The sequence below is a fragment of the Bifidobacterium sp. ESL0775 genome, from assembly GCF_029395475.1.
Classification (GTDB): domain Bacteria; phylum Actinomycetota; class Actinomycetes; order Actinomycetales; family Bifidobacteriaceae; genus Bifidobacterium.
The window spans coordinates 760,671-780,673 of the sequence record NZ_CP113917.1 but is presented as its reverse complement, the minus strand read 5'-3'; the positions used below and the strand labels follow the sequence as shown (position 1 = coordinate 780,673).

Annotated in this window: 16 protein-coding genes; 4 read left to right on the top strand and 12 right to left on the bottom strand. The window is 60.0% G+C overall.

Annotated elements, in window-relative coordinates:
• The first annotated feature begins 60 nt into the window (after window positions 1-60).
• On the top strand, window positions 61-822 hold the full coding sequence (gene lexA / locus OZX73_RS02655) for a transcriptional repressor LexA (protein WP_277150420.1): 762 nt from the start codon (window positions 61-63) through the stop codon (window positions 820-822).
• A 180-nt stretch (window positions 823-1,002) separates the two neighbouring features.
• Here lexA and OZX73_RS02650 read toward each other — a convergent pair whose 3' ends face one another.
• The 5 genes from OZX73_RS02650 to OZX73_RS02630 form a co-directional block, all read right to left on the bottom strand.
• A complete protein-coding gene (locus tag OZX73_RS02650; protein WP_277150895.1) occupies window positions 1,003-1,875 on the bottom strand; it encodes a cation diffusion facilitator family transporter in 873 nt (290 codons plus the stop codon).
• Window positions 1,876-2,256: 381 nt separating this feature from the next.
• Window positions 2,257-3,195: an AEC family transporter gene (locus OZX73_RS02645; protein WP_277150418.1), complete on the bottom strand. Its 939-nt coding sequence runs from the start codon at window positions 3,193-3,195 to the stop codon at window positions 2,257-2,259.
• A gap of 348 nt (window positions 3,196-3,543) precedes the next feature.
• Entirely contained in the window at window positions 3,544-4,503 is a 960-nt protein-coding gene (locus tag OZX73_RS02640; protein ID WP_277150415.1) for an L-lactate dehydrogenase, read from the bottom strand.
• Window positions 4,504-4,942: 439 nt separating this feature from the next.
• The gene (gene hflX / locus OZX73_RS02635; protein WP_277150894.1) at window positions 4,943-6,379 is read right to left on the bottom strand and encodes a GTPase HflX; all 1,437 of its coding nucleotides are present in this window, start codon (window positions 6,377-6,379) and stop codon (window positions 4,943-4,945) included.
• A gap of 143 nt (window positions 6,380-6,522) precedes the next feature.
• The gene (locus tag OZX73_RS02630; RefSeq protein WP_277150413.1) at window positions 6,523-6,690 is read right to left on the bottom strand and encodes a hypothetical protein; all 168 of its coding nucleotides are present in this window, start codon (window positions 6,688-6,690) and stop codon (window positions 6,523-6,525) included.
• A 367-nt stretch (window positions 6,691-7,057) separates the two neighbouring features.
• Between OZX73_RS02630 and OZX73_RS02625 the strand changes: the two genes are divergently transcribed.
• The 3 genes from OZX73_RS02625 (at window position 7,058) to OZX73_RS02615 (ending at window position 13,226) form a co-directional block, all read left to right on the top strand.
• A complete protein-coding gene (locus OZX73_RS02625; RefSeq protein WP_277150411.1) occupies window positions 7,058-7,690 on the top strand; it encodes a methyltransferase in 633 nt (210 codons plus the stop codon).
• Window positions 7,691-7,867: 177 nt separating this feature from the next.
• Window positions 7,868-12,205 (top strand): DUF3418 domain-containing protein, encoded by a 4,338-nt coding sequence (locus OZX73_RS02620; protein ID WP_277150409.1) that lies wholly within the window; start codon window positions 7,868-7,870, stop codon window positions 12,203-12,205.
• Window positions 12,206-12,347: 142 nt separating this feature from the next.
• A complete protein-coding gene (locus OZX73_RS02615) occupies window positions 12,348-13,226 on the top strand; it encodes a hemagglutinin (RefSeq protein ID WP_277150893.1) in 879 nt (292 codons plus the stop codon).
• Between the two features lie 5 nt (window positions 13,227-13,231).
• Here the strand turns inward: OZX73_RS02615 and OZX73_RS02610 are convergent, their stop codons facing one another.
• The 7 genes from OZX73_RS02610 to OZX73_RS02580 all read right to left on the bottom strand — a co-directional run bounded on the left by OZX73_RS02610 (window position 13,232) and on the right by OZX73_RS02580 (window position 19,971).
• Window positions 13,232-14,569, bottom strand: coding sequence for a glutamine synthetase family protein (locus OZX73_RS02610; protein WP_277150407.1), 1,338 nt, complete (start codon window positions 14,567-14,569; stop codon window positions 13,232-13,234).
• Between the two features lie 143 nt (window positions 14,570-14,712).
• On the bottom strand, window positions 14,713-15,369 hold the full coding sequence (pgmB, locus tag OZX73_RS02605) for a beta-phosphoglucomutase (protein WP_277150405.1): 657 nt from the start codon (window positions 15,367-15,369) through the stop codon (window positions 14,713-14,715).
• Between the two features lie 207 nt (window positions 15,370-15,576).
• Window positions 15,577-16,305: a bifunctional 1-(5-phosphoribosyl)-5-((5-phosphoribosylamino)methylideneamino)imidazole-4-carboxamide isomerase/phosphoribosylanthranilate isomerase PriA gene (gene priA, locus OZX73_RS02600; protein ID WP_277150404.1), complete on the bottom strand. Its 729-nt coding sequence runs from the start codon at window positions 16,303-16,305 to the stop codon at window positions 15,577-15,579.
• Window positions 16,306-16,450: 145 nt separating this feature from the next.
• Window positions 16,451-17,149 carry an imidazole glycerol phosphate synthase subunit HisH gene (hisH, locus tag OZX73_RS02595; RefSeq protein WP_277150402.1) on the bottom strand — a complete coding sequence of 233 codons (699 nt, stop codon included), beginning with the start codon at window positions 17,147-17,149 and terminating at the stop codon, window positions 16,451-16,453.
• Window positions 17,150-17,221: 72 nt separating this feature from the next.
• Window positions 17,222-18,034, bottom strand: coding sequence for a hypothetical protein (locus tag OZX73_RS02590; RefSeq protein ID WP_277150400.1), 813 nt, complete (start codon window positions 18,032-18,034; stop codon window positions 17,222-17,224).
• Complete coding sequence (gene hisB, locus OZX73_RS02585) at window positions 18,034-18,636, bottom strand: imidazoleglycerol-phosphate dehydratase HisB (RefSeq protein ID WP_277150398.1); 603 nt, start codon at window positions 18,634-18,636, stop codon at window positions 18,034-18,036. Before hisB ends, OZX73_RS02590 begins: the two co-directional genes overlap by 1 nt.
• Window positions 18,637-18,807: 171 nt before the next feature.
• Window positions 18,808-19,971 (bottom strand): histidinol-phosphate transaminase, encoded by a 1,164-nt coding sequence (locus OZX73_RS02580; RefSeq protein WP_277150396.1) that lies wholly within the window; start codon window positions 19,969-19,971, stop codon window positions 18,808-18,810.
• Window positions 19,972-20,003: the final 32 nt, after the last annotated feature.

Sequence of the window (20,003 nt, the reverse complement as noted above, 5' to 3'; positions counted from 1 at the left end):
GGCACACCTGTTCGAAAAAAGCAAGTCAAAATCGAACATCTGTTTGATTTTGCGGCGAAAATGGGTTATGCTGTAAGTCAAACGCCGAAAGGAAGCATCGTGAGCACCCTCCCACCTATCCATAACCCGCATGGCAACTTCGCCCAGGCTACGCCTTCGCAGCAGCTGACGGACCGCCAGGAGAAAGTCCTAGATGCGGTCCGCAGGCACGTCTCCCGTTACGGATTCGCGCCCTCCTTCCGTGAAATAGGTGAGGCGGCCGGGCTCAAGAGCCCGTCTTCGGTCAAGCACCAGCTCGAGGTCCTTGAAGACAAGGGCTACATCAGGATGAACGCCAACAAGGGCCGTGCCATCGAATTGGTGGAGGCCGAGCCCAACATGGCCGACGACGGCACCTCCACGATTCTTCCCTTCGCCTCCGATGAGGAGATGGATGAGGCCATCGCGCAATCGCACGACATCCCCTTGGTCGGCCGCATCGCCGCGGGCGCGCCCATCACCGCCGAGCAGCACGTCGAAGACGTGATGCGCCTGCCGGAGCGGCTCACCGGCAACGGCAACCTCTTCATGCTTGAGGTCCATGGCGACTCGATGATCGACGCAGCCATCTGCGACGGCGATTTCGTGGTGGTCCGCGAACAGGAGACAGCGGAGAACGGCGACATCGTGGCGGCGCTGCTCGATGGCGAGGCCACGGTCAAGACCTTCCAGAAGGACCACGGCCATGTGTGGTTGATGCCGCACAACCCGTCCTACTCCCCCATCGACGGCACCTACGCCAAGGTGATGGGCAAGGTCGTCACCGTGTTGCGCAAGATCTGAACCCAATCCATCCAGGCCGATAAGCACTGATACAACACATAACCTGAATGCCACAATACAAGGCCAAAATGCGTTTTTCCCAGCACTAACCACGATTATTATGCTGGGAAAGACGCATTTAAACTTTTATTTTAGGTGTTTTCCAGCATCAATCTGTGGGAAGCGCCGGAAAACACCCATTCAGCGATGGATTTTCTCGCTTTGCGCCGAGCTGAAGCCCCGCGGCTCGAGCTGGAAGGTGGTGTGGGGAATCGAGACCGAGAAATGGTCGGTCAGGCAGGTGTGCAGCTGGTGCAGGATATCGGCGCCCTGCGCCATCGAAAGCCCGGGCTCCACCACGACATGCGCCGTCAGGATCGGCATGCCGGTGGCCACCGTCGAGGCGTGCACATCGTGGACATCGATGACGTGGTCGACGCTTTTCATGTGCTTGCGAACCTCATCCAAATCAAGCCCGTCCGGGGTCTCCTCGAGCAGGACCTTGATGGCGTTCTTCATCAACACAAACGCACGGGGCACAATGAGCAGCGCGATGACCGCGCCCGCCACCGCATCGAAGCCGTGCCAGCCAGTGGTCATGATGACAACGGCCGACACCACCACGGTGAACGAGCCGAGCGCGTCGTTCATGGTCTCCAAGAACGCAGCGCGCATGTTCATGTTGTCCTTGTGCTGCCCGGAAAGCACGAGCACGGAAATGACGTTGAAGACCAAGCCCAGGATGCCGAACCCGAGCAGCATGCCCACGCTCTGCACCTCCTCGCCGGAGACGCCAGCCAAGCGCAGCACGGCCTCGACCAAAGCATAGACGCCCACGGCCATCAGAATCAAGGCGCCCAAGCCGGCGGTGATCGGCTCGAGCCGAGCCCAACCCCAAGTCCGCTCCTTGTCGGGTTTCCTGCGCATCAGCACCGCCGTGATTGTGGAGGCGGTGAGCACCGCGACGTCGGTGAGCATGTGGGCGCAATCGACCAGCAATGCCAATGAGCCGGTGATGGCGGCTCCGGCAACCTCGACCACGAAAATCGTCAGGGTGAGCCCCAACGTCACCATGAGCCTGGTCTGATGCTCCTTCGCCTTGCCCTGGCCATTCGCGTTTCCCTTTGGTGTCGCAGATTCCTGTGCTTGCGAACCCATGCCTTCTCCCAACTGCCTGCAACGCCGTGGCGGACAGACGAGCGATCATCTCGCCAGTCCGCGCTTCCAGCGGTTCATATTCCCGTGTGGCGCATGTCGCACGCACCACTCCACGAAGGACACTATACCCGCCAAAACGTATGCGGGAGTTGGGTTTTACGGCTCAGAGCCAAAGTGAAAACAGGTCAAACAATATTGTTCGCTTCACGTTTTCTTGACACCGAAACCGACAATTGTTTTCATATTCACCAATACGATATGAAACATAGGAAAATCCTAGAATACCAACGTTTTCCATCACTGAAGCAGCAGCATGGCACAACTCAGGGTGACAAACGAGAGCACGGTGCTCAGGAACTGCGTCGATGCCATCTCCGACTCGTGGATGCCGTAATCGATGGCCAGGTTCGTCGGCAATGTGGCGGTGGGGATCGCCATGGTGATCACGACGATGCGCGTCAACACGCTCGGCATGCCCGTGGCGACCATCAGCACCCAGATGATGGCCGGGTAGGCGATGTTCTTCAGGCCCACGGTGATCCAGACCTGCGGGTTGAAGGAGATCTTGCGGGTCGCGAGCACGATGCCGGTGGCGAACATGGCCACGCCGCCTGCGCATTTGCCGAGCACGGTGAATGTGGGTTCAAGGATGCTGGGCATCGACCAGCCGCAGATCGAAAGAATAAAGCCAAGGAACGCCGCCAACACCAAGGGTTTGGTGAGCCCTTTCAGCAAGCGCTTGCCGACCGAGATCTTCGGGCCGTCTTCCTTGTTGACCTCCGCGGCGAGCGCCTCGAAGACGAACGGCACCAAAATCACGTTGATGATGAGGCTGGCGATGCCGATGTCGATGGCGCTGATGGTCTCGTCGAAGAAGAGCGGCAGCACCGCCGATCCGATGAAGGGAATCGAGGGGTCGGCCACCGAAAGGGCGCGCAACGAGGAAAGCCCGCTCGTGTTCTTGACGATCTTCCAATAGATGAAGTAGAGCAGCAGATAGGAGACAAGCATGGCGCCGAGCATCCACAGGGCCAGCGGGATGTCCTCGACGATCAGCTTGCGCTTGGTGGCCCAGATGCCGCCGAAGACGTGCATGGGCAGGGCGTAGTTCATCACGAACTTGATGAGCCTGCTGCTGTCCGTGCTGTCGAAATCACCACGCTTGGCGGCGAACGCGCCGAGCAGCATGGTGACGAGAATCGGCAACAACGCGAATATAACGGTCTTGAGCATCATTCACTTCCATCCGAACACGCCTATCCCCTGGTAAAAGCGTCTAGGCGCACATCGTTGAACCGCGACATCGGAAGTAGACGTTCTGGCGTGAGTTATAGATACTATACACAATCCATGTTTTCCCAAGAAGCCATGTCTCGATGAACGGACACCGACCCGCTGACATCGTGTCTTCCACACTCACCCAAAACAAGTATGCCGTCTCCACTCCATTCGAGAGCGGAGACGGCATACAGCCAGAAATGCCAATCACCTGACATCATTTGCTAATCATCAATTGCCGATTCGATACTTGAAATCGCATTCATCTACACGCAACGAGAACGATGACGGCAAGGCACCAATCGATCAGAAACCGAACTTGGAGACGGTCTCCTTCAACGTGTCGGCCGAACGGCGCAGCTGCGCGAGCTCATGATCGGAAAGCGGCGTGTTGATGTGGGAGTTGACGCCGGAGCGGTTGACCAGGGTAGGCACGGACATGCAGATGTCGGAGATGCCGTGGAAGTCCTGCAGCAGCGAGGAGACCGGCAGCACACGGTTCGAATCGTTCAGGACCGCGTCGATGATGTCGACGCCGGACATGGCGATGGCGAAGTTCGTGGCGCCCTTGCCGTTGATGATGCGGTAGGCGGCGTTCTTGACTTCCTGGTGGATCTCCTCGCGCTTGGCGGCGTCGAGCGGCTCATGGCCGGGCAGCGCCTTCCAGTCGCACATGGTGACACCACCAATGGTGGCGGAGGCCCACAGCGGCACTTCGGAATCGCCGTGTTCACCGGCGATGTAGGCGTGCACGTTCTTGACGTTGACGCCGGTCTGCTGGCCGATGAGGAAGCGCAGGCGGGCGGTGTCAAGGTTGGTGCCGGAGCCGAAGATCTGGTTGGCCGGCAGGCCGGAGAGCTTCAACATCACGTAGGTGACGATGTCGACCGGGTTGGTGATGAGCATGTAGATGGCGTTCGGGGCGACCTTGATGACTCCGGGAACGATGGACTTCATCATCTTGACTGTCGCGTTGGCAAGGTCGAGCCTGGTCTGGCCCGGCTTCTGACGAGCACCGGCGGTGATGACGACCATATCGGCGTCGCGGCAGATCTCGATATCGTCGGATCCGTCGATGGAGACGGAGGGATAGAAGCTGGAGCCGTGCTGCATATCGAGGACTTCGGCCTCGACGCGCTCCTTGTTGATGTCCTCGAGCACGATGTCGCGGGCGACGCCACGCTGGGCGGCGGCGAAGGCGAGCGTGGAGCCGACGGCCCCGGCTCCGATGATGGCAAGCTTGGTGGGTTTAATCGAATTGGCCATGTGTATTGGACCTTTCAAAATCAGTGTTCGCAAGCAGGCTTTCGACGCGCCGAACCGATTCCGACATACGCACAACCTCCTTGGCACAATCATGAGGGCATGCCCAACGCGGCCATATGGCTACGCCAAGCATCTCGTCATTGTGATCGCCACAAACCTTGCCGGCCCAACTGGAGAGCGACTAATCGCATGTCCCCGGTACCGGCGGTTACCGCCCTGCCGAACTCCAATCGGCAGCAAAACGGAATTTGTGACTCATTTCATTTTATCAGGAGGCATAACATAAAACCGCAAATTCGTCACGTTTTCGATTTTGTTGCATTTAAGCCTATAGAACGCGAGAAAACGGCCAAAACCGTCTATTATCATCAGCTTTATTCAGAGCGCACATCAAGAATTTCACGTATTACAACAAAATCCTACGGTGCGTATGCATCGCTCAGTCGACGGCCTGGTCCATCATCTGGGCCGCCAAACGCGAGTCGACATCGGCCTGCAACGCGACACCGTCGGCGCGATAATCCTCTTTCTCCACCTTGCCGTATTCACGCACCCGGGAAAGCAGGGAGCCGGCCTCGTCGGTATACGGCAGCAACGCCTCGACATGGACCGACGGGACGGGCAACGCCTTTTCGACGGCGGCACGCAGGTCATCCATACCGCTTTCATCGGCCGCGGAGACGATGAGCGCGTCGGGACGGATGTTATGCAGACGATCCAGCGTGCCTTGGTCGACCTGGTCGGCCTTATTGAAGGCAAGGATGCGCGGGATGTCCGAAACGCCGTCAATGCCGGCGAGCACATCGTTGACCGCCTCGATCTGCGCGAACGGGTCGGTGGTGGAGGCGTCGACCACGTGAAGAATCACATCGGCCTCGCCGATCTCCTCAAGAGTGGATTTGAACGCCTCGACCAACTGGGTGGGTAGACGGCGCACGAAACCCACCGTATCGACGTAGGCGTAAAGGCGTCCGTCGGCGGCTTTGGCACGGCGAACCGCAGTGTCGAGGGTGGCGAAGAGCGCGTTGCCGACCAGTTCGCCGGAATTGGTCAGGCGGTTGACCAGCGAGGATTTGCCGGCGTTCGTATAGCCGACCACGGCGACGGTGGGCAGCCCGTAACGATGGCGGGAACCGCGCTTGACTGCACGCGCCGGTGCCATGGCGCGAATCTGCTTTTTGAGGCGGGCGATGCGGGTGCGGATGACACGACGATCCATCTCAATCTGCGTCTCGCCGGGACCACGCGAGCCGATGCCGCCGTTGACGCCAGCGACCTGTCCACCGGCCTGACGGGACAGCGAACCACCCCAACCACGAAGACGCGGGAGCATGTATTCCAGCTGTGCCAGCTCCACCTGCGCCTTGCCTTCGCGGCTGGTGGCATGTTGGGCGAAGATGTCGAGGATGACGGCGGTGCGGTCGACCACCTTGACCTTGGTGGCGTCCTCGAGCGCACGGCGTTGGCTCGGGGCCAGATCGCCGTCGACGATGATGGTGTCGGCCTCGCATTGAGCGACGATTCCTGCGATCTCCTTGGCCTTGCCACGGCCGACATAGGTGGCGGCGTCAGGCTTCAGACGATGCTGTAATACACCATCGCAGACCACGGCACCAGCCGTGTGCGCGAGCGCCGCCAGCTCTCGCAACGATTCCTCGGCCTGCTCGATGGTGGTGTCGACGTTCGACCACACCCCCACCAAGACGACGCGTTCGAGGCGAACCTTGCGGTATTCGACGTCCGTCTCGTCCTGCATCTCGCCAAGCCCAGTGACATGCTTGAGCTCGTTGCGCGACTCGCGCTCGCTCCACTCCTCGGCCCCCGGAGCCGCACCGTCCGTGTGCTCCTGCAAGATGTCAGACTTCCGCCCCAACACCTCGTCCTGCTCGTGTTGCTCGTCCTTACGCGCGTCGTCAGTATCCAATAAGTCAACCTTTTCAGTAAATCGGTATTCTGTATCTAAGGTATATCAAGATTAGGTGACCTCCCACCTTTTACAGCGGGAGGCTGAGTGTGCCGTTACACGCGGCTCGTCACATGATGTTCCCACATCGACCAGCTCGCGAGAGCCAGACAGATGACATCGGCCACCATCGCATCGACTTTCGCTGACAAGACGATGACCATCACCATCAGGAACTTCATAATCGAGTCGCTTCGCGGCTCTCCATCTAACTTGTGCGTCATTTCACGCACCTTTCTTCTATAGCCACAAAAACGTGGCTTCGTCGCCACGACTGTTGTCGCGCGGTCAATCCGCCCTCGGCTGAGAAGGTTTCTCGACATGTCCGATTATATCGGTTACAATAGATACGTCGGCTGAAGACGTGCTGACGTTCCTGATATGCAAGGCGGTGCGCAACGACTTTTATAGGAACGTGTTCTTTAGACGATAGGGTGTTTCTAACTGCATCCTCTTTCATTTATGGATGGCCTCTGACTTAAACAATCGGAGGCCATCTTCGTATTCTTTCTGTTCCGGTCTGGGAATAGTATTGATAGCCTGATATCAACGCTGGCCACGGGCCGTGATGGGATGAATTGAATGGACGATATGGGCGAGAATAACGGCAAGGGGACACATTCGGAACAGTATTTTTCGGCCGAACCGGCCTCGCGCGACGTGCGGCGGAATCTGCACGTTTCATTGCGTGGGCATGATGTGGACGTTGAGGTCTCCAATGGAGTGTTTTCGGGGCACCGGCTGGATCTAGGCACTTCCGTATTGCTGCGGCACGCGCCGGAAGCGCCGGAAAGCGGGACTTTTCTTGACATCGGATGCGGTTGGGGGCCCATTGCGTTGGCGATGGGCTTGGAATCGTCAAAAGCCGACATCTGGGCGCTTGACGTCAATGAACGTGCGCTGGAACTGACGAAAACCAATGCGGAAAAACTTAGGCTCGGCGAACGTATTCACGCGGTAAAAGCCGCTGGCATACCGGCGGACTTGACCTTCGACCTCATTTGGTCGAACCCGCCTATCCGCATAGGCAAGGATGAGCTGCATACGTTACTCATGTCTTGGCTTCCACGGCTTAAAACCGGTGGATACGCCTACTTGGTCGTGCAGAAGAACCTTGGCAGCGATTCGCTGATCAAGTGGCTTTCCGCCCAACTCGGCGACGATTTCTCCGTTATGAAATATGCGAGTTCCAAGGGCTATCGCGTTATCGAGGTTCGACGCTGAGCAGCACATAAAACCGATCGAACGCAGAAAACAACAATGAGCCACGGCTTTCAGCCAATGGAACCGTCGCATTCGCGCTCAATAGCCCGCACAAGACCAGGCACACCAACACCGGTCTTGACGTTATGCCCGCTCTTCCAATGCTCAACTTAGGGTGTGCGTACAATAGAGAAACACATGAAATACCATTATCCATCAGATCTGCCGGTCAGCGCCGCGCGCGACGAGATTCAGCGCGCCGTGCGGGATTCACAGGTCGTTATCGTCTCCGGACAGACCGGTTCGGGCAAGACCACCCAGATTCCGAAAATGCTTCTGGAAATGGGTCGCGGCACCCATGGTCATCAGATCGTGCACACCCAGCCACGCCGTCTGGCCGCACGCACCGTGGCCGAGCGCATCTGTGACGAAATGGACGTTAAGCTTGGCGAGGAAATCGGTTATCAGGTGCGTTTCACCGACGAAAGCTCGCCCAAGACCCGCCTGCGCATCGTCACCGACGGCATCCTTCTGGCCCAGATTCAGCACGACCCAAGCCTGTCACGCTACGACACCATCATCATCGACGAGGCGCACGAACGCAGCTTGAACATCGACTTCCTGCTCGGTTATCTGACGGCGTTGCTTCCAAAGCGCCGTGATCTGAAGCTCATCATCACCTCGGCCACCATCGATTCGGTGAAATTCAAGGAGCATTTCGAGGACGCGTTGCATACGAAAGTGCCGGTCATCGAAGTTTCCGGACGCACCTACCCCGTGCAAATCGTCTACGAGCCGCTGGGCGGCATGCCCGCGCTGATGCGTCATGTGCCAGGCTTCGCCGATGGGTCACTGCCTGATGAAAATGGTGAGATTCCGGGAGCCGGCGACAACGATGGCAGTAGAGGCAACACTGGCAGCGAGGACATGCCACGCGCGGTGGCACGAGCTTGCGCCGAACTGGTCATCCATTCCTCGCACGACCGCGGACCGCGCGACATCCTGGTTTTCGCTTCCGGAGAGCGCGACATCCACGAGTACGAAGATGCAATCCGCCATCATTTCGGCCCCCGAGCCGCCGATATGCGCCGACCGGACGCGCTGGAAATCGTGCCGCTCTACGCCCGCCTTTCCTCCAAGGAACAGCACCGCGTCTTCGAGCACCATTCCCACCAGCGCATCGTCATCGCCACCAACGTGGCCGAGACCTCGCTGACCGTGCCTGGCATCCGTTACGTGGTCGACCCCGGTGAGGCACGTATCTCCCGCTATTCCAAGTCCGCCAAGGTGCAGCGTCTGCCAATCGAGGCCATCAGCCAAGCCAGCGCCGATCAGCGAAGCGGCCGTTGCGGACGTATCGCCGACGGCATCGCCATCCGCCTTTATTCCAAGGAAGACTTCGAGTCCCGCCCCCGCTTCACCGAGCCGGAAATCCTGCGCACCTCACTTGGAGCTGTTGTATTACACATGCTTTCGGTGGGCGTCGCGCGTACAGCCGACGACGTGACCCATTTCGGGTTCATCGATCCGCCCGATACCCGTTCCGTCTCCGACGGCTTCAACGAACTGACCGAGCTCAAGGCCATCGCTCGCAAGCACGGCGAGGTACGGCTGACCCACACCGGCCGTCAGCTTTCGCGCATTCCCATCGACATCAGGCTGGGTCGTATGATTCTCGAGGCCGCGCAAAAGGCCACGCCCAACACACTCGCCGCAGTGCTGGTCATCGTCGCTTTCCTCAGCCTTCAGGACCCGCGCGAACGGCCCGACGAAATCCGCGCCGAAGCCGATCGTATCCACAACCGCTACGCCGACGAGACCAGCGATTTCCTGACTGCACTCAGCATGTGGGACCACATTTTCGGCCCCGACGAAGGCAGCGACGGCAACCACACCGGCAACGCCAAGCTACGCAAGATCTGCAAGAGCGAATATTTCAGTTTCATTCGGCTTCGCCAATGGCGCGATTTGGTTTCCCAGCTACGGCAGATGTGCCGGCAGATGCATTTCAAGGTCGGCAAGCCCGCCCCGATCTCACGCCCCGCACCGGAAATTCTCGCGCTGCCGTTGAACCAGCAGGCGGCACACTCCCTGTGCTGCTCATGGGACGCACAGGGTATCCACTCCTCCATGCTCGCCGGCCTGCTTTCGATGATGGGCATGCAGGTGGTGCGCGAGCCCAAGGCCTCGGACTTCTCCGGGCTCAAGGGAGCCGCGAAGGCACGAGCCATGAAACGCGCGGCCAAGCAGTCGAAGAACGAATACCAAGGCGCCCGAGGTACCCGGTTCGCACTCTTCCCCGCCTCGTCGGTGGCCAAGTCGACCCCGCCGTGGGTGATGTCGACTGACCTGACCGAAACCTCCCGCTTGTGGGCACGCTATTCCGCCGCCATCGACCCGGCGTGGGCCGAACCGCTGGCCGGAAGCCTCACCCGCGTCACCTACGCCGAGCCGCATTGGTCGGGTTCACGCGGCAGCGCCATTGCCAGTTCGAAAGTCCTGCTCTACGGCCTGCCAATCGTGCAGGACCGGCCGGTGCAATGGGGCCGTATCAATCCTCCCGAAGCTCGCGATTTTCTGATTCGTCAGGGTTTGGTCGAAGGCGATATCCAGCAGCGCTTCTCCTACGACGATTTCGTCGAGGCCAACCGTGATATCCTCCAAGACGCGGTGGACGACACCAACCGCACCCGCCAGATCTCTGATTCGGTGAGCGACGAGGACCTTTTCGACTTCTACAACACCGTCATTCCGCAGGACGTCACTAGCGTTGCCGACCTCGGCAAATGGGTCAAGTCCATCCACGACACCCAGCCGCATCTGCTCGACTTCGACCCCGACAAAGTCGAACGTTTGCAGTCGCACGAATCCGTGGACCTGCGCGACTATCCCGACCAGTGGCACACGCTCGGCAGCGACGGCACCCCCATCGACCTGCGCCTGAGCTATATCTACAATCCCAGCGACCCGGCCGATGGCGTGACGGTGCATATCCCCGTCAAAGCCTTGTCCCGTTTGACACCTGAGCAATTTACTTGGAATGTTCCGGGACTTTTGAACGAGCTGATTCTGGGCTATATCAAGTCGCTGCCGAAGTCGTTGCGCGTCCAGTTCGTGCCCGCGCCCGACACCGCCCGCACAATCCGCGCCGCCATCGACGAACGCTACCTCAACCTCCCCGGCTCGGGTGCCGAAGGCAAGCCGAATCTGCCACCGGTTGACGAGGCGACCGGCACCACACGCTGGCCCGATTTCGCGCACGCCTTCACCTACGCCGCCATCACCAGCGTCAACGCCACCATCCACCCCGAGGACTTCAACAACGACCAACTCGACAAGCTCTCGCCGTATCTGCGCGTCACGTTCAGCGTCGAGGAACCATTGCCTCCAGCACCCGGCAAGGGACGGCATGGCGGCAAACGGAATGGCAAAAACAAGGACAACCACGTTGATGCCGCCAATGCCAGCAGCTCCACAATTTCCTACAATAAGTACGCCAGCAGTTCCCGTTCAAATTCCGGAAAGAACAACGGCAATGTCAATGGCGGCGCGGGACGGAACAATCAAAACAATTCAGCCAATACCGCCGACAATCCGACCATCATCGACGACGCAACCTTCCGCGCCCAACGCCACGGCAAAGCCCAACGTTATCGGGTGCTGGGCACCGGCAAATCATTGGTCGAACTGCAGCGCAAGTTCGCCCGCCAGGCACAGGCCAGCGCCCGCAAAACCGTGGAGCGCCAAGCCAACAAGGCCAAGTCGCAAGGCAAAGTGGTCGCGCAGGCGAACCTTCTGAACAAGGCCGGCGCCACCACGGTCTCCCGCGCCGAAATGCTCTGGCAGGCGGCATACGAGAAGCTGAAACTTCCCGAAGACCGCATCTCCTCGCGTTGGCTCGGCAGCGAGGCGCTAATGCTGGCCAGCGCGCCTTACAAGTCCACGAAACTCTTGGTCGACGATCTCGAGTTGGCCGCCGTCAAGCGTCTGCTCCCCCATATCGACAAGCTCGCCGACGACACCGCACTGGCCGAGGCCGTAAGTGGGGTGACACAGACCTTCGAAGACACGGTCTACGCCGTGGCACACGACGTCATCGCCATCCTCAAGCGCTACGCGGCCGTCGATTCTGCGGTCGGAGGCAGGGCCGACTTGACAATGCTAGCTGTATTACAATCAGTTCGCGACCACATCGCCACGCTCGTCTATCCCGGATTCATCGGCAAAACTCCGCCCGAAGCGCTACCAAACATCGAACGCTACTTGCACGCCGATCTGATGCGCCTGGAAAAGGCCAAGACCGACAAGAACCGCGACGTGCGCTGGGCGTGGGAGGCCGACGAGGCCAAAGACCTGGTCACCAGGGCCCAAGAAAAGCTCAAGGCCGAACCCGCCGGCCCGCGGCGCGAGGCATTCGGCAAGCAAGTGGAGCAGGCCCGCTGGATGCTCGAGGAGTTCTACGTCTCCCTGTGGGCGCAGGAGCTGGGCACCAAGTCCCCCACCAGCCTCAAGCGCATCCGCAAATTGTTGTCATGATGTCATCATGATGTCATCATGATATCGTCACCATGATGCAGGCAACTTCCTAGCCCCGACTTTTTCTGCGGGAAAACGTTCAGGGGCGGACGATAGCATTGGCATTGTGACCTCATCTTCTAAGTCCCGCAACCGTTCCCATATCCCATCCAAGTTCGTCGCGACCTGCAAGCGCAAGTGGCGCAAGGCCGGTGTACCCGCCAAGGTCGGGGTGGTGCTCGGCGGCATCGTCGCGGTGATCTGCGTAATGGCGCTGGTGATGGGGCTGGTGCGCATGGTCCAGTGGCATATCGAGGTGGCCAACGCGCAGAAACGGCAGGAAGAGCTGGTCCAAAAATACGATTTCGACCCCGGCAATATCATCTCCGACGCGCAGTTCTTCAACGCGGACGCCATGAGCCAGGCCGAAGTGCAGGCCTTCATCATCAAGCATGGCCCGAACTGCACTTCGCCGAACTGCCTGCCCGTCAAGACCTTCGACACCACGGACATCCCCGCCAATGACCTCTGCAAGGCCTACAAAGGCGCCAAAGCCGAGTCCGCGAGCGCCATCATCTACAAATCCTCGCAGGCCTGCGGCGTCAGCGAGAAAGTGCTCCTGACTGTAATGCAAAAGGAACAGCACCTCATCGGCTCCGCCAATCCAACCGACTTCCAATACAAGGCCGCCATGGGCCTGAGCTGTCCCGACGACGCCGACTGCGACCCGCAATACGCCGGTTTCTTCAACCAGGTCTACGGCTCGGCGAAACGCTTCAAGTATTATCAGGCCCACGAAAGCCAGTACGGCTACCACGTCGGCACGCTCAACTACGTGCAATACCATCCGAACAAAAGCTGCGGCGGCTCCCAGGTCTATATCCGCAACCAAGCCACGGCACTGCTTTACGTCTACACGCCCTACCAGCCCAACACCGCCGCGCTCAAGGCGAACTTCGGCGAGGGCGACTCCTGCTCCAGCTACGGCAACCGCAACTTCGCCCTAATCTACAACAACTGGTTCGGCGACCCGCGCAAGTAAAGCAATCAGAGCTTCGGCAGGAACTTCTCCAGCTCGTAGCGGGTGACCTGGCGGCGATAATCGTCCCACTCCTGGCGCTTGTTGCGCAGGAAGTATTCGAAGACATGCTCGCCCAGAACGCCGGCGACGAAATCGGACTTCTCCATCACTTTGAGCGCCTCGTCGAGGCTCTCAGGCAACGGCTCAATGCCCATGGCCTTGCGTTCCGCGTCGGTGAGGTCCCACACGGCGTCGCTGGTGGGCTCGGCAAGCGTCATCTTCTGTTCGATGCCGTCCAGGCCGCTGGCCAAGAGCACCGAGAACGCCAGATACGGGTTGGCCACCGGGTCGAGCGCACGGTATTCCATACGCGCCGAGTTGCCCTTGCCGGGCTTGTACTGCGGAATACGCAAGAGGGCCGAACGGTTGTTGTGGCCCCAGCACACGTAGCTCGGGGCCTCGTTGCCGCCCCACAGGCGCTTGTAGGAGTTGACGTACTGGTTGGTGATCGCGCTGATCTCGCGCGCGTGGTAGAGGATGCCGGCGGCGAACTGGCGGGCGATCAGCGACATGTTGAATTCCTGCCCGGCCTCGTAGAAGGCGTTGGAATCCCCTTCGAAAAGGCTCAGGTGGGTGTGCATGCCGCTTCCGGCCTCGTCGGTCAGGGGCTTGGGCATGAAGCTGGCGTGGATGCCGCGTTCCAGCGAAATCTCCTTGACCACCGTGCGGAAGGTCATGATGTTGTCGCTGGTCGCCATCGCGTCGGCGTAGCGCAGGTCGATCTCGTTCTGGCCGGGGCCGACCTCGTGGTGCGAGTACTCGACGGAGATGCCCATCTGTTCGAGCATGTTGACGGCGGCGCGGCGGAAGTCCATCCCGGGGCTGCGCGGCACATGGTCGAAATAGGTGCCGTAGTCGACGGGCGTGGGCGGCTTGCCCCAATCGTCCTGCTGCTCGAAAAGATAGAATTCGATCTCGGGGTGGACGTAGAAGGTGAAGCCCTTCTCCTTGGCCTTTTGCAGCTCCTGCTCCAGGACGTGGCGCGGATCGCCGAGCGAGGGTTCGCCGTCGGGGGTCAGGATGTTGCAGAACATGCGGGCGGTGCCTTGCGGGCCATCGCGCCACGGCAACAGCTGGAAGGTGGACGGGTCCGGACGCACGATCATGTCGTCCTCGGAGACGCGGGTCATGCCCTCGATCGCCGAGCCGTCGAAGCCAAGGCCCTCCTCAAAGGCGTCCTCGAGTTCGGCGGGAGCGATGGCCACGGACTTCAGCGTCCCCAGCACGTCGGTGAACCACAAACGAATAAATCGCACATCGCGTTCCTCGACGGTGCGCAAGGCGAATTCTTGCTGTTTATCCATAAGCACCATGGTCTCACGGCATTATTACATTCCAGTTAAACCTCAGTTGGCCAACCAAAAGGTCGGTCGATAACAATTTCGCTTTGTTGATATTCCGCCATTTCCGATTTGTTATCGACCGACCTTTTGGCTCCGCTACAAAATTACCGACGTTCCCACGCACTTTCGATCTCGTCGTATTTCAACGCGGCGGTGTTCGGCACCAAGAGTTTGGCATGGCCGAGCTCGTCGGGGCTGCCCACGCCCACGGAATACGCACCGGCCGCGTTGATGGCGGTGATGCCAGCGACGGAATCCTCAAGGCCGACGCAATCATCCGGCTTTTCACCGATTTCGGCGGCCGCCTCCAGAAAGATGTCAGGGGCGGGCTTGCCTGCGGCAACCTTGCTCGGGTCGGCGATGGCGTCAAAGGTGCCCGAAAGGCCCAGCTTCTCGAGGATGAATGGCCCGTTCATGCTCGCCGAAGCCAGCGAGAGCTTCACCCCGTGCTCCTTCATCTGCTTGATGAGCTCGGGAATGCCAGGAAGGATGTCGGCCGAGGTGAGACCGGCCAGAAGCCCGCGGTAGGCCTCGTTCTTCTCGGCGGCCAGCGCGTCGAACTGCGCCTGCGGCACGGTGACGCCAAGGTAGTTCAGAATCACCTTGAGGGAATCGACACGGCTGACGCCTTTGGTCTTCTCCTCCAGTTCGTCGGGAAGCTCGCGGTCGAAATGGTCTTTGACCAATTTGCGCCAAGCCTGGAAATGGTAGACGGCGGTATCGGCGATTACGCCGTCCAAATCAAAAAGCGCACCCTTCATGGTTCTCCCTTTCTCTGCAAACCTTGTTGCATGCATCGGCCTTCATATATCCGACGCTAAATTATAGTATCGATGGCCACGTTGTTTACGCTACATTTTCGCGTGTCCTGTCTTAATCACGGCACGACTGTCAGTTCGACACCGATATCATCGCTCTGACGCCCCGGCTTGCCGGCACACATGCATAGCTGTATCGTCGCCGAGCCGCTACTCCGGCCGCACCACTTCCAGCGCCTCCCTCAGCGTGAAGGCATGGGCATAGAGGGACTTGCCGAGAATCGCGGCATCCACTCCGACGCTTTCGAGCTTCGAGACGGCGCGGATGTCGTCCAGGCTGGAAATCCCGCCAGAAGCAGTGACATTAGCTGGCGTGCGCTCGGCGACCTCACGCAGCAACGTCAGGTTCGGCCCGTCCATCATGCCGTCATGGGCGACATCGGTGACGACATAGCGTCGGCAGCCAACCTTGTCAAGCATGGTCATGGTCTCAAAAAGGTCGCCGCCCTTGCTGGTCCAGCCGCGACCGGCCAGCGTATGGCCTTTGACGTCGAGGCTGATGGCCACTTTGTCGCCGTATTTTTCAATAATCCTGGCCGTCCACTCCGGATTTTCCAGGGCAGCGGTGCCGATGTTGACGCGCGCGGCACCGGCCTCGAACACGGCTTCAAGGCTTGCGTCGTCGCGGATGCCACCGCTCATCTCGATATGGACCTTCTCGCCCAGTTTCTCACCGATCTCACGCAGTTTCGAGCGGTTGTCGCCGGTGCCGAACGCCGCGTCGAGGTCGACCAGATGGATCCAGTCCGCGCCTTCGTCGGCCCACGTCCGCGCCGCCTCGTACGGGCTGCCGTAATCGGTCTCGGAACCGGATTTGCCTTGGCGAAGGCGCACGGCCTTGCCGCCTCGGACGTCGACGGCCGGAAGCAATGTCAGCATCTTGTCTCCTTTTAACGAAGTAATAATTCTTAAGTCACCGGTCAGTATGTAATACAGATAGTCGGAATAGAAACGCACGCCACACGTTGCACGCATATTCGCCATGTCCGCGCAACACAAACTTACGATTTCGCGACTATGGCATTTACAGCGTCGCGGCCCAGTTCTTGAGCAGCTGGGCGCCCGCCTCCCCCGATTTCTCCGGGTGGAACTGGGTGGCCGAAAGCGGGCCGCGCTCATAGGTCGCCACGAAATGGCTGCGGCCGTAATCGCACCAACCCACCTTTTGCGTCTCGACATCAGCAATGGAGGATTGCGCATGGCCGCGATAGCCGTCAGGTTCCAATACGCCCGCATTTGGCGGAATTACAGGTCTTTCGGGGATATTAGCTGACATCGAGGCGTAGGAATGCACGAAATAGAAACGCTCGTCCTCAAGTCCGCGCAAAATCACCGAATCGTCGGGAGCCGCGATGGTGTCCCAGCCCATGTGCGGCACCACGTCCGCGTCGAGAAGATCCACGCTACCGTCGATGACGCCAAGCCCCTTGGACGCAGCCCCGCCTTCCGTGCCTTGCGCGAACATGATCTGCAGGCCGACGCACACCCCAAGCACCGGACGCCCCGCCGCAAGCCGCCCGAGGATGATCTGGTCGCCGCCGACGGCCTTGAGCCCGTCCATGCACGCCGCGAAAGCCCCGACACCAGGCACCACCAGCCCATCGGCTTCAAGCGCCTGCCTGCGGTTGCTGGTCAGAGTCGGCTCAAGCCCCACATGCGCCAGCGCGCGCATCATCGAGCGCACGTTGCCGAAGCCGTAATCGAACACCACCACTTGCGTCATTTGTCCCCTCCGTTTTCCGTCAGCGCATTCAGCGAATCCGCTATTCGGCCGTCACATACCTTAAACCACAACTCACTCGATGTTGGGTTTGCCGCGTCCGCGCGAACGCGTGTGGTCGGCGATCACGTCCATGGCTTTCTTGCGGTCGAAATCGGCGGTCCTCACCACACGCTCGCCCTGCGCCTCAAGACCGGCGACATCGACAATGCCGAGCATCAGGTCCTCGACGCATTTGGGCGTGGTGGTGAAAAGCACCGGCGGCGCGAACTGCTGGCCCGGCTCGCCGGACATGTAAAGCGTGGAGACGAGCTTGTCGGCACGATTGACCGAAAGCACCGCCGGCATGCCGTTGACCACGCTTGTCAGATCCTTTGCGGCGCCTTCGGGCGCGTCGCCGTCAAGGTTGTGGAGGATGGCAACCGCCCCGTTCTCGTCGGCCACGCAATCGGCCGAAATGTCGGCGATCTGGCAAAAAGCGGCGAGCAGATCCGCCGAAATCAGACGGGTGATGAGCACAGCGACTTTGGCACGGTTGCCGATAAGTCCCTCAAGCTCCTCGTCGAAGTCCATCTTGTTCAGCTCATCGGTGATCTTGCGGTCGGATTGCCCGGAATCGCCGCCAGCGTCATGGGCTCCGAAACCGGAACCGCTTACACCCTGACCGGAATCCGCGTCCTCGGTTGCGCTATGGCTGCCAGGATTGTCACCATCCGCGGCGTCGTCCTTCCCCGCGTTTTTGCCATCGGGGTCGTCCGCGAATTCCTTCTCGAAACCGGCGAGCGCCGCCTCCAGCTCCTCGTCGCTGAACAGGCCGCCGTTCTCGTCATCGGCATTGCCGGAACCGTTGGTATGGTCTGCTCCATTGTCATCACGATGTTCGCTCATCACAGCGCCCCTTTGGTGCTGGGAATGATGCCGGCGATGCGCGGGTCCGGCTCGACGGCGAAGCGCAACGCGCGGGCCAGCGCCTTGAACTCGGCCTCGGCGATATGGTGCGGGTCGCGCCCGGCGAGCACGGTCATGTGCAGGCAAAGGTCGGCGTGGAAGGCAATGGATTCCATGACATGGCGGACCAGCGAACCGGTGAAATGCCCGCCAATCATGGCGTATTCGAAGCCTTCCGGCTCCCCAGTGCACACGGCGTACGGACGGCCGGAAATGTCGACCACAGCACGCGCGAGCGCCTCATCCAGCGGCACGGTGGCGTCGGCGAACCTGCGGATGCCACGCTTGTCTCCCAACGCCTGCTTCAGCGCTTCGCCAAAGACGATGGCCGTGTCCTCGACAGTGTGGTGCACGTCGATATCGGTGTCGCCGCTGGCGCGGATCTTCAGGTCGATCAGCGAATGCTTGCCGAGCGCGGTCATCATGTGGTTGTAGAAAGGCACCGTCGTCTCGATGTCGGTTTTGCCGGTGCCGTCAAGATTCAGGCTCAGCTCGACCTTGGATTCGCTGGTCTCGCGTACTATCGTCGCCGTTCTTGCCATAACCGCTCCTTTATGCTAATTCACACACATTTCGACGTTTAGCACCATCATAATTCATCGCGAAGTCAAGCGAGATCGCTTATACCTCACGTCCATAACGGCCCTTGGACAGAATGGCGTGCATTGAGGCAGAACCATAATGCATACCAAGGTTATGAATTTACGACGCCGCTATTCGTTTTCGAGTTGCGCCAGCACTTGTGTCAGCGCCTCGCGGAAACGGGCCATTTCGTCATCGGTGCCCATACACACGCGCAGCCAGCCGTCCGGGCCGACCACGCGAATCAGTACGCCGCGTTTCAACAGCTCCTCGAAAACGCGTTCCCGATTCTCGAATGAGCCGCCAAAGAGGACGAAGTTGGACTGGGAATCCGCGACCTGCAACGGCTTGCCGTGCCAAGTCTGGGTCTTCAACCATGCGGCGGTCGCTTCACGGGTCTCGCGCAGGTGCTTGACCTGGCTCAGCTGCTCGTTGGTGTGTTTGAACGCGGCGAGCGCCGTGGCTTGGGTGACGGCGGAAAGGTGGTAGGGCATGCGCACGATGCGCACGCAATCGATAATGCCTTGCGCCGCAGCCAGATAGCCCACACGCGCCCCGGCGAAGGCGAAGGCCTTGCTCATGGTGCGGCTCACGGCCAGGTTCGGGTAACTAGCCAACAGTTCCAACGCGCTCGGCGTGCCTGGGGTACGAAATTCGATATAGGCCTCGTCCACCACGACCACGGGATGCACGCCTTGTGCCGCGCCCTCGACCTTGGCGTTCTGCGCGGCTTTCAGCACCGCCTCAAGCTGGTCCATCGGCAGGATGGTGCCGGTCGGGTTGTTCGGGCTGGTCAGCAGGATGATCGACGGCTGTTCGCGCTGTATTCCCTCCAGCAGAGCCTCGAGGTTGAGCGAGAAATCAGGATTGCGCTTGACGGTAATCCAACGCGTGAACGTGTCACGCGCGTATTCGGGATACATCGAATAAGTCGGATCCGCGCCCAGAGCCTTGCGGCCCGGCCCACCAAAGGCCTGGAAGAGCTGGAGCATGATCTCGTTGCTGCCGTTCGCGCCCCACAACTGTTCGACGCCGAGCTTGACGCCGGACTCACGCGCAAGGTAATCGGAGAACGCCTGACGCAGCTTGGTGTGCTCGCGATCAGGGTAACGGTTCAGCGTCGGCGCGATCTTGCGCACATCCTCGGCGATCTCATTGACCACATCCGGCGCAGGCTGGTACGGGTTCTCGTTGACGTTCAGACACACCGGCACGTCGAGCTGCGGCGCCCCGTAAGGCACCTCGCCGATGAGGTCGTTGCGCAGCGGCAGATCCTGTGGAATCGTATCGGTCATATCGATCTTCCTCTTCACTTTCCGGCACATAT

Coding starts and splice junctions, on each gene's coding strand:
- lexA (WP_277150420.1), top strand. CDS start 61: ATGGGTTATGCTGTAAGTCAAACGCCGAAAGGAAGCATCGTGAGCACC.
- hisH (WP_277150402.1), bottom strand. CDS start 17,149: ATGACGCAAGTGGTGGTGTTCGATTACGGCTTCGGCAACGTGCGCTCG.
- pgmB (WP_277150405.1), bottom strand. CDS start 15,369: ATGAAGGGTGCGCTTTTTGATTTGGACGGCGTAATCGCCGATACCGCC.
- OZX73_RS02630 (WP_277150413.1), bottom strand. CDS start 6,690: ATGACGCACAAGTTAGATGGAGAGCCGCGAAGCGACTCGATTATGAAG.
- OZX73_RS02580 (WP_277150396.1), bottom strand. CDS start 19,971: ATGACCGATACGATTCCACAGGATCTGCCGCTGCGCAACGACCTCATC.
- hisB (WP_277150398.1), bottom strand. CDS start 18,636: ATGGCAAGAACGGCGACGATAGTACGCGAGACCAGCGAATCCAAGGTC.
- OZX73_RS02640 (WP_277150415.1), bottom strand. CDS start 4,503: ATGGCCAATTCGATTAAACCCACCAAGCTTGCCATCATCGGAGCCGGG.
- OZX73_RS02620 (WP_277150409.1), top strand. CDS start 7,868: ATGAAATACCATTATCCATCAGATCTGCCGGTCAGCGCCGCGCGCGAC.
- OZX73_RS02590 (WP_277150400.1), bottom strand. CDS start 18,034: ATGAGCGAACATCGTGATGACAATGGAGCAGACCATACCAACGGTTCC.
- priA (WP_277150404.1), bottom strand. CDS start 16,305: ATGCTGACATTGCTTCCGGCCGTCGACGTCCGAGGCGGCAAGGCCGTG.
- OZX73_RS02650 (WP_277150895.1), bottom strand. CDS start 1,875: ATGGTGACGTTGGGGCTCACCCTGACGATTTTCGTGGTCGAGGTTGCC.
- OZX73_RS02625 (WP_277150411.1), top strand. CDS start 7,058: ATGGGCGAGAATAACGGCAAGGGGACACATTCGGAACAGTATTTTTCG.
- OZX73_RS02610 (WP_277150407.1), bottom strand. CDS start 14,569: ATGGATAAACAGCAAGAATTCGCCTTGCGCACCGTCGAGGAACGCGAT.
- OZX73_RS02645 (WP_277150418.1), bottom strand. CDS start 3,195: ATGATGCTCAAGACCGTTATATTCGCGTTGTTGCCGATTCTCGTCACC.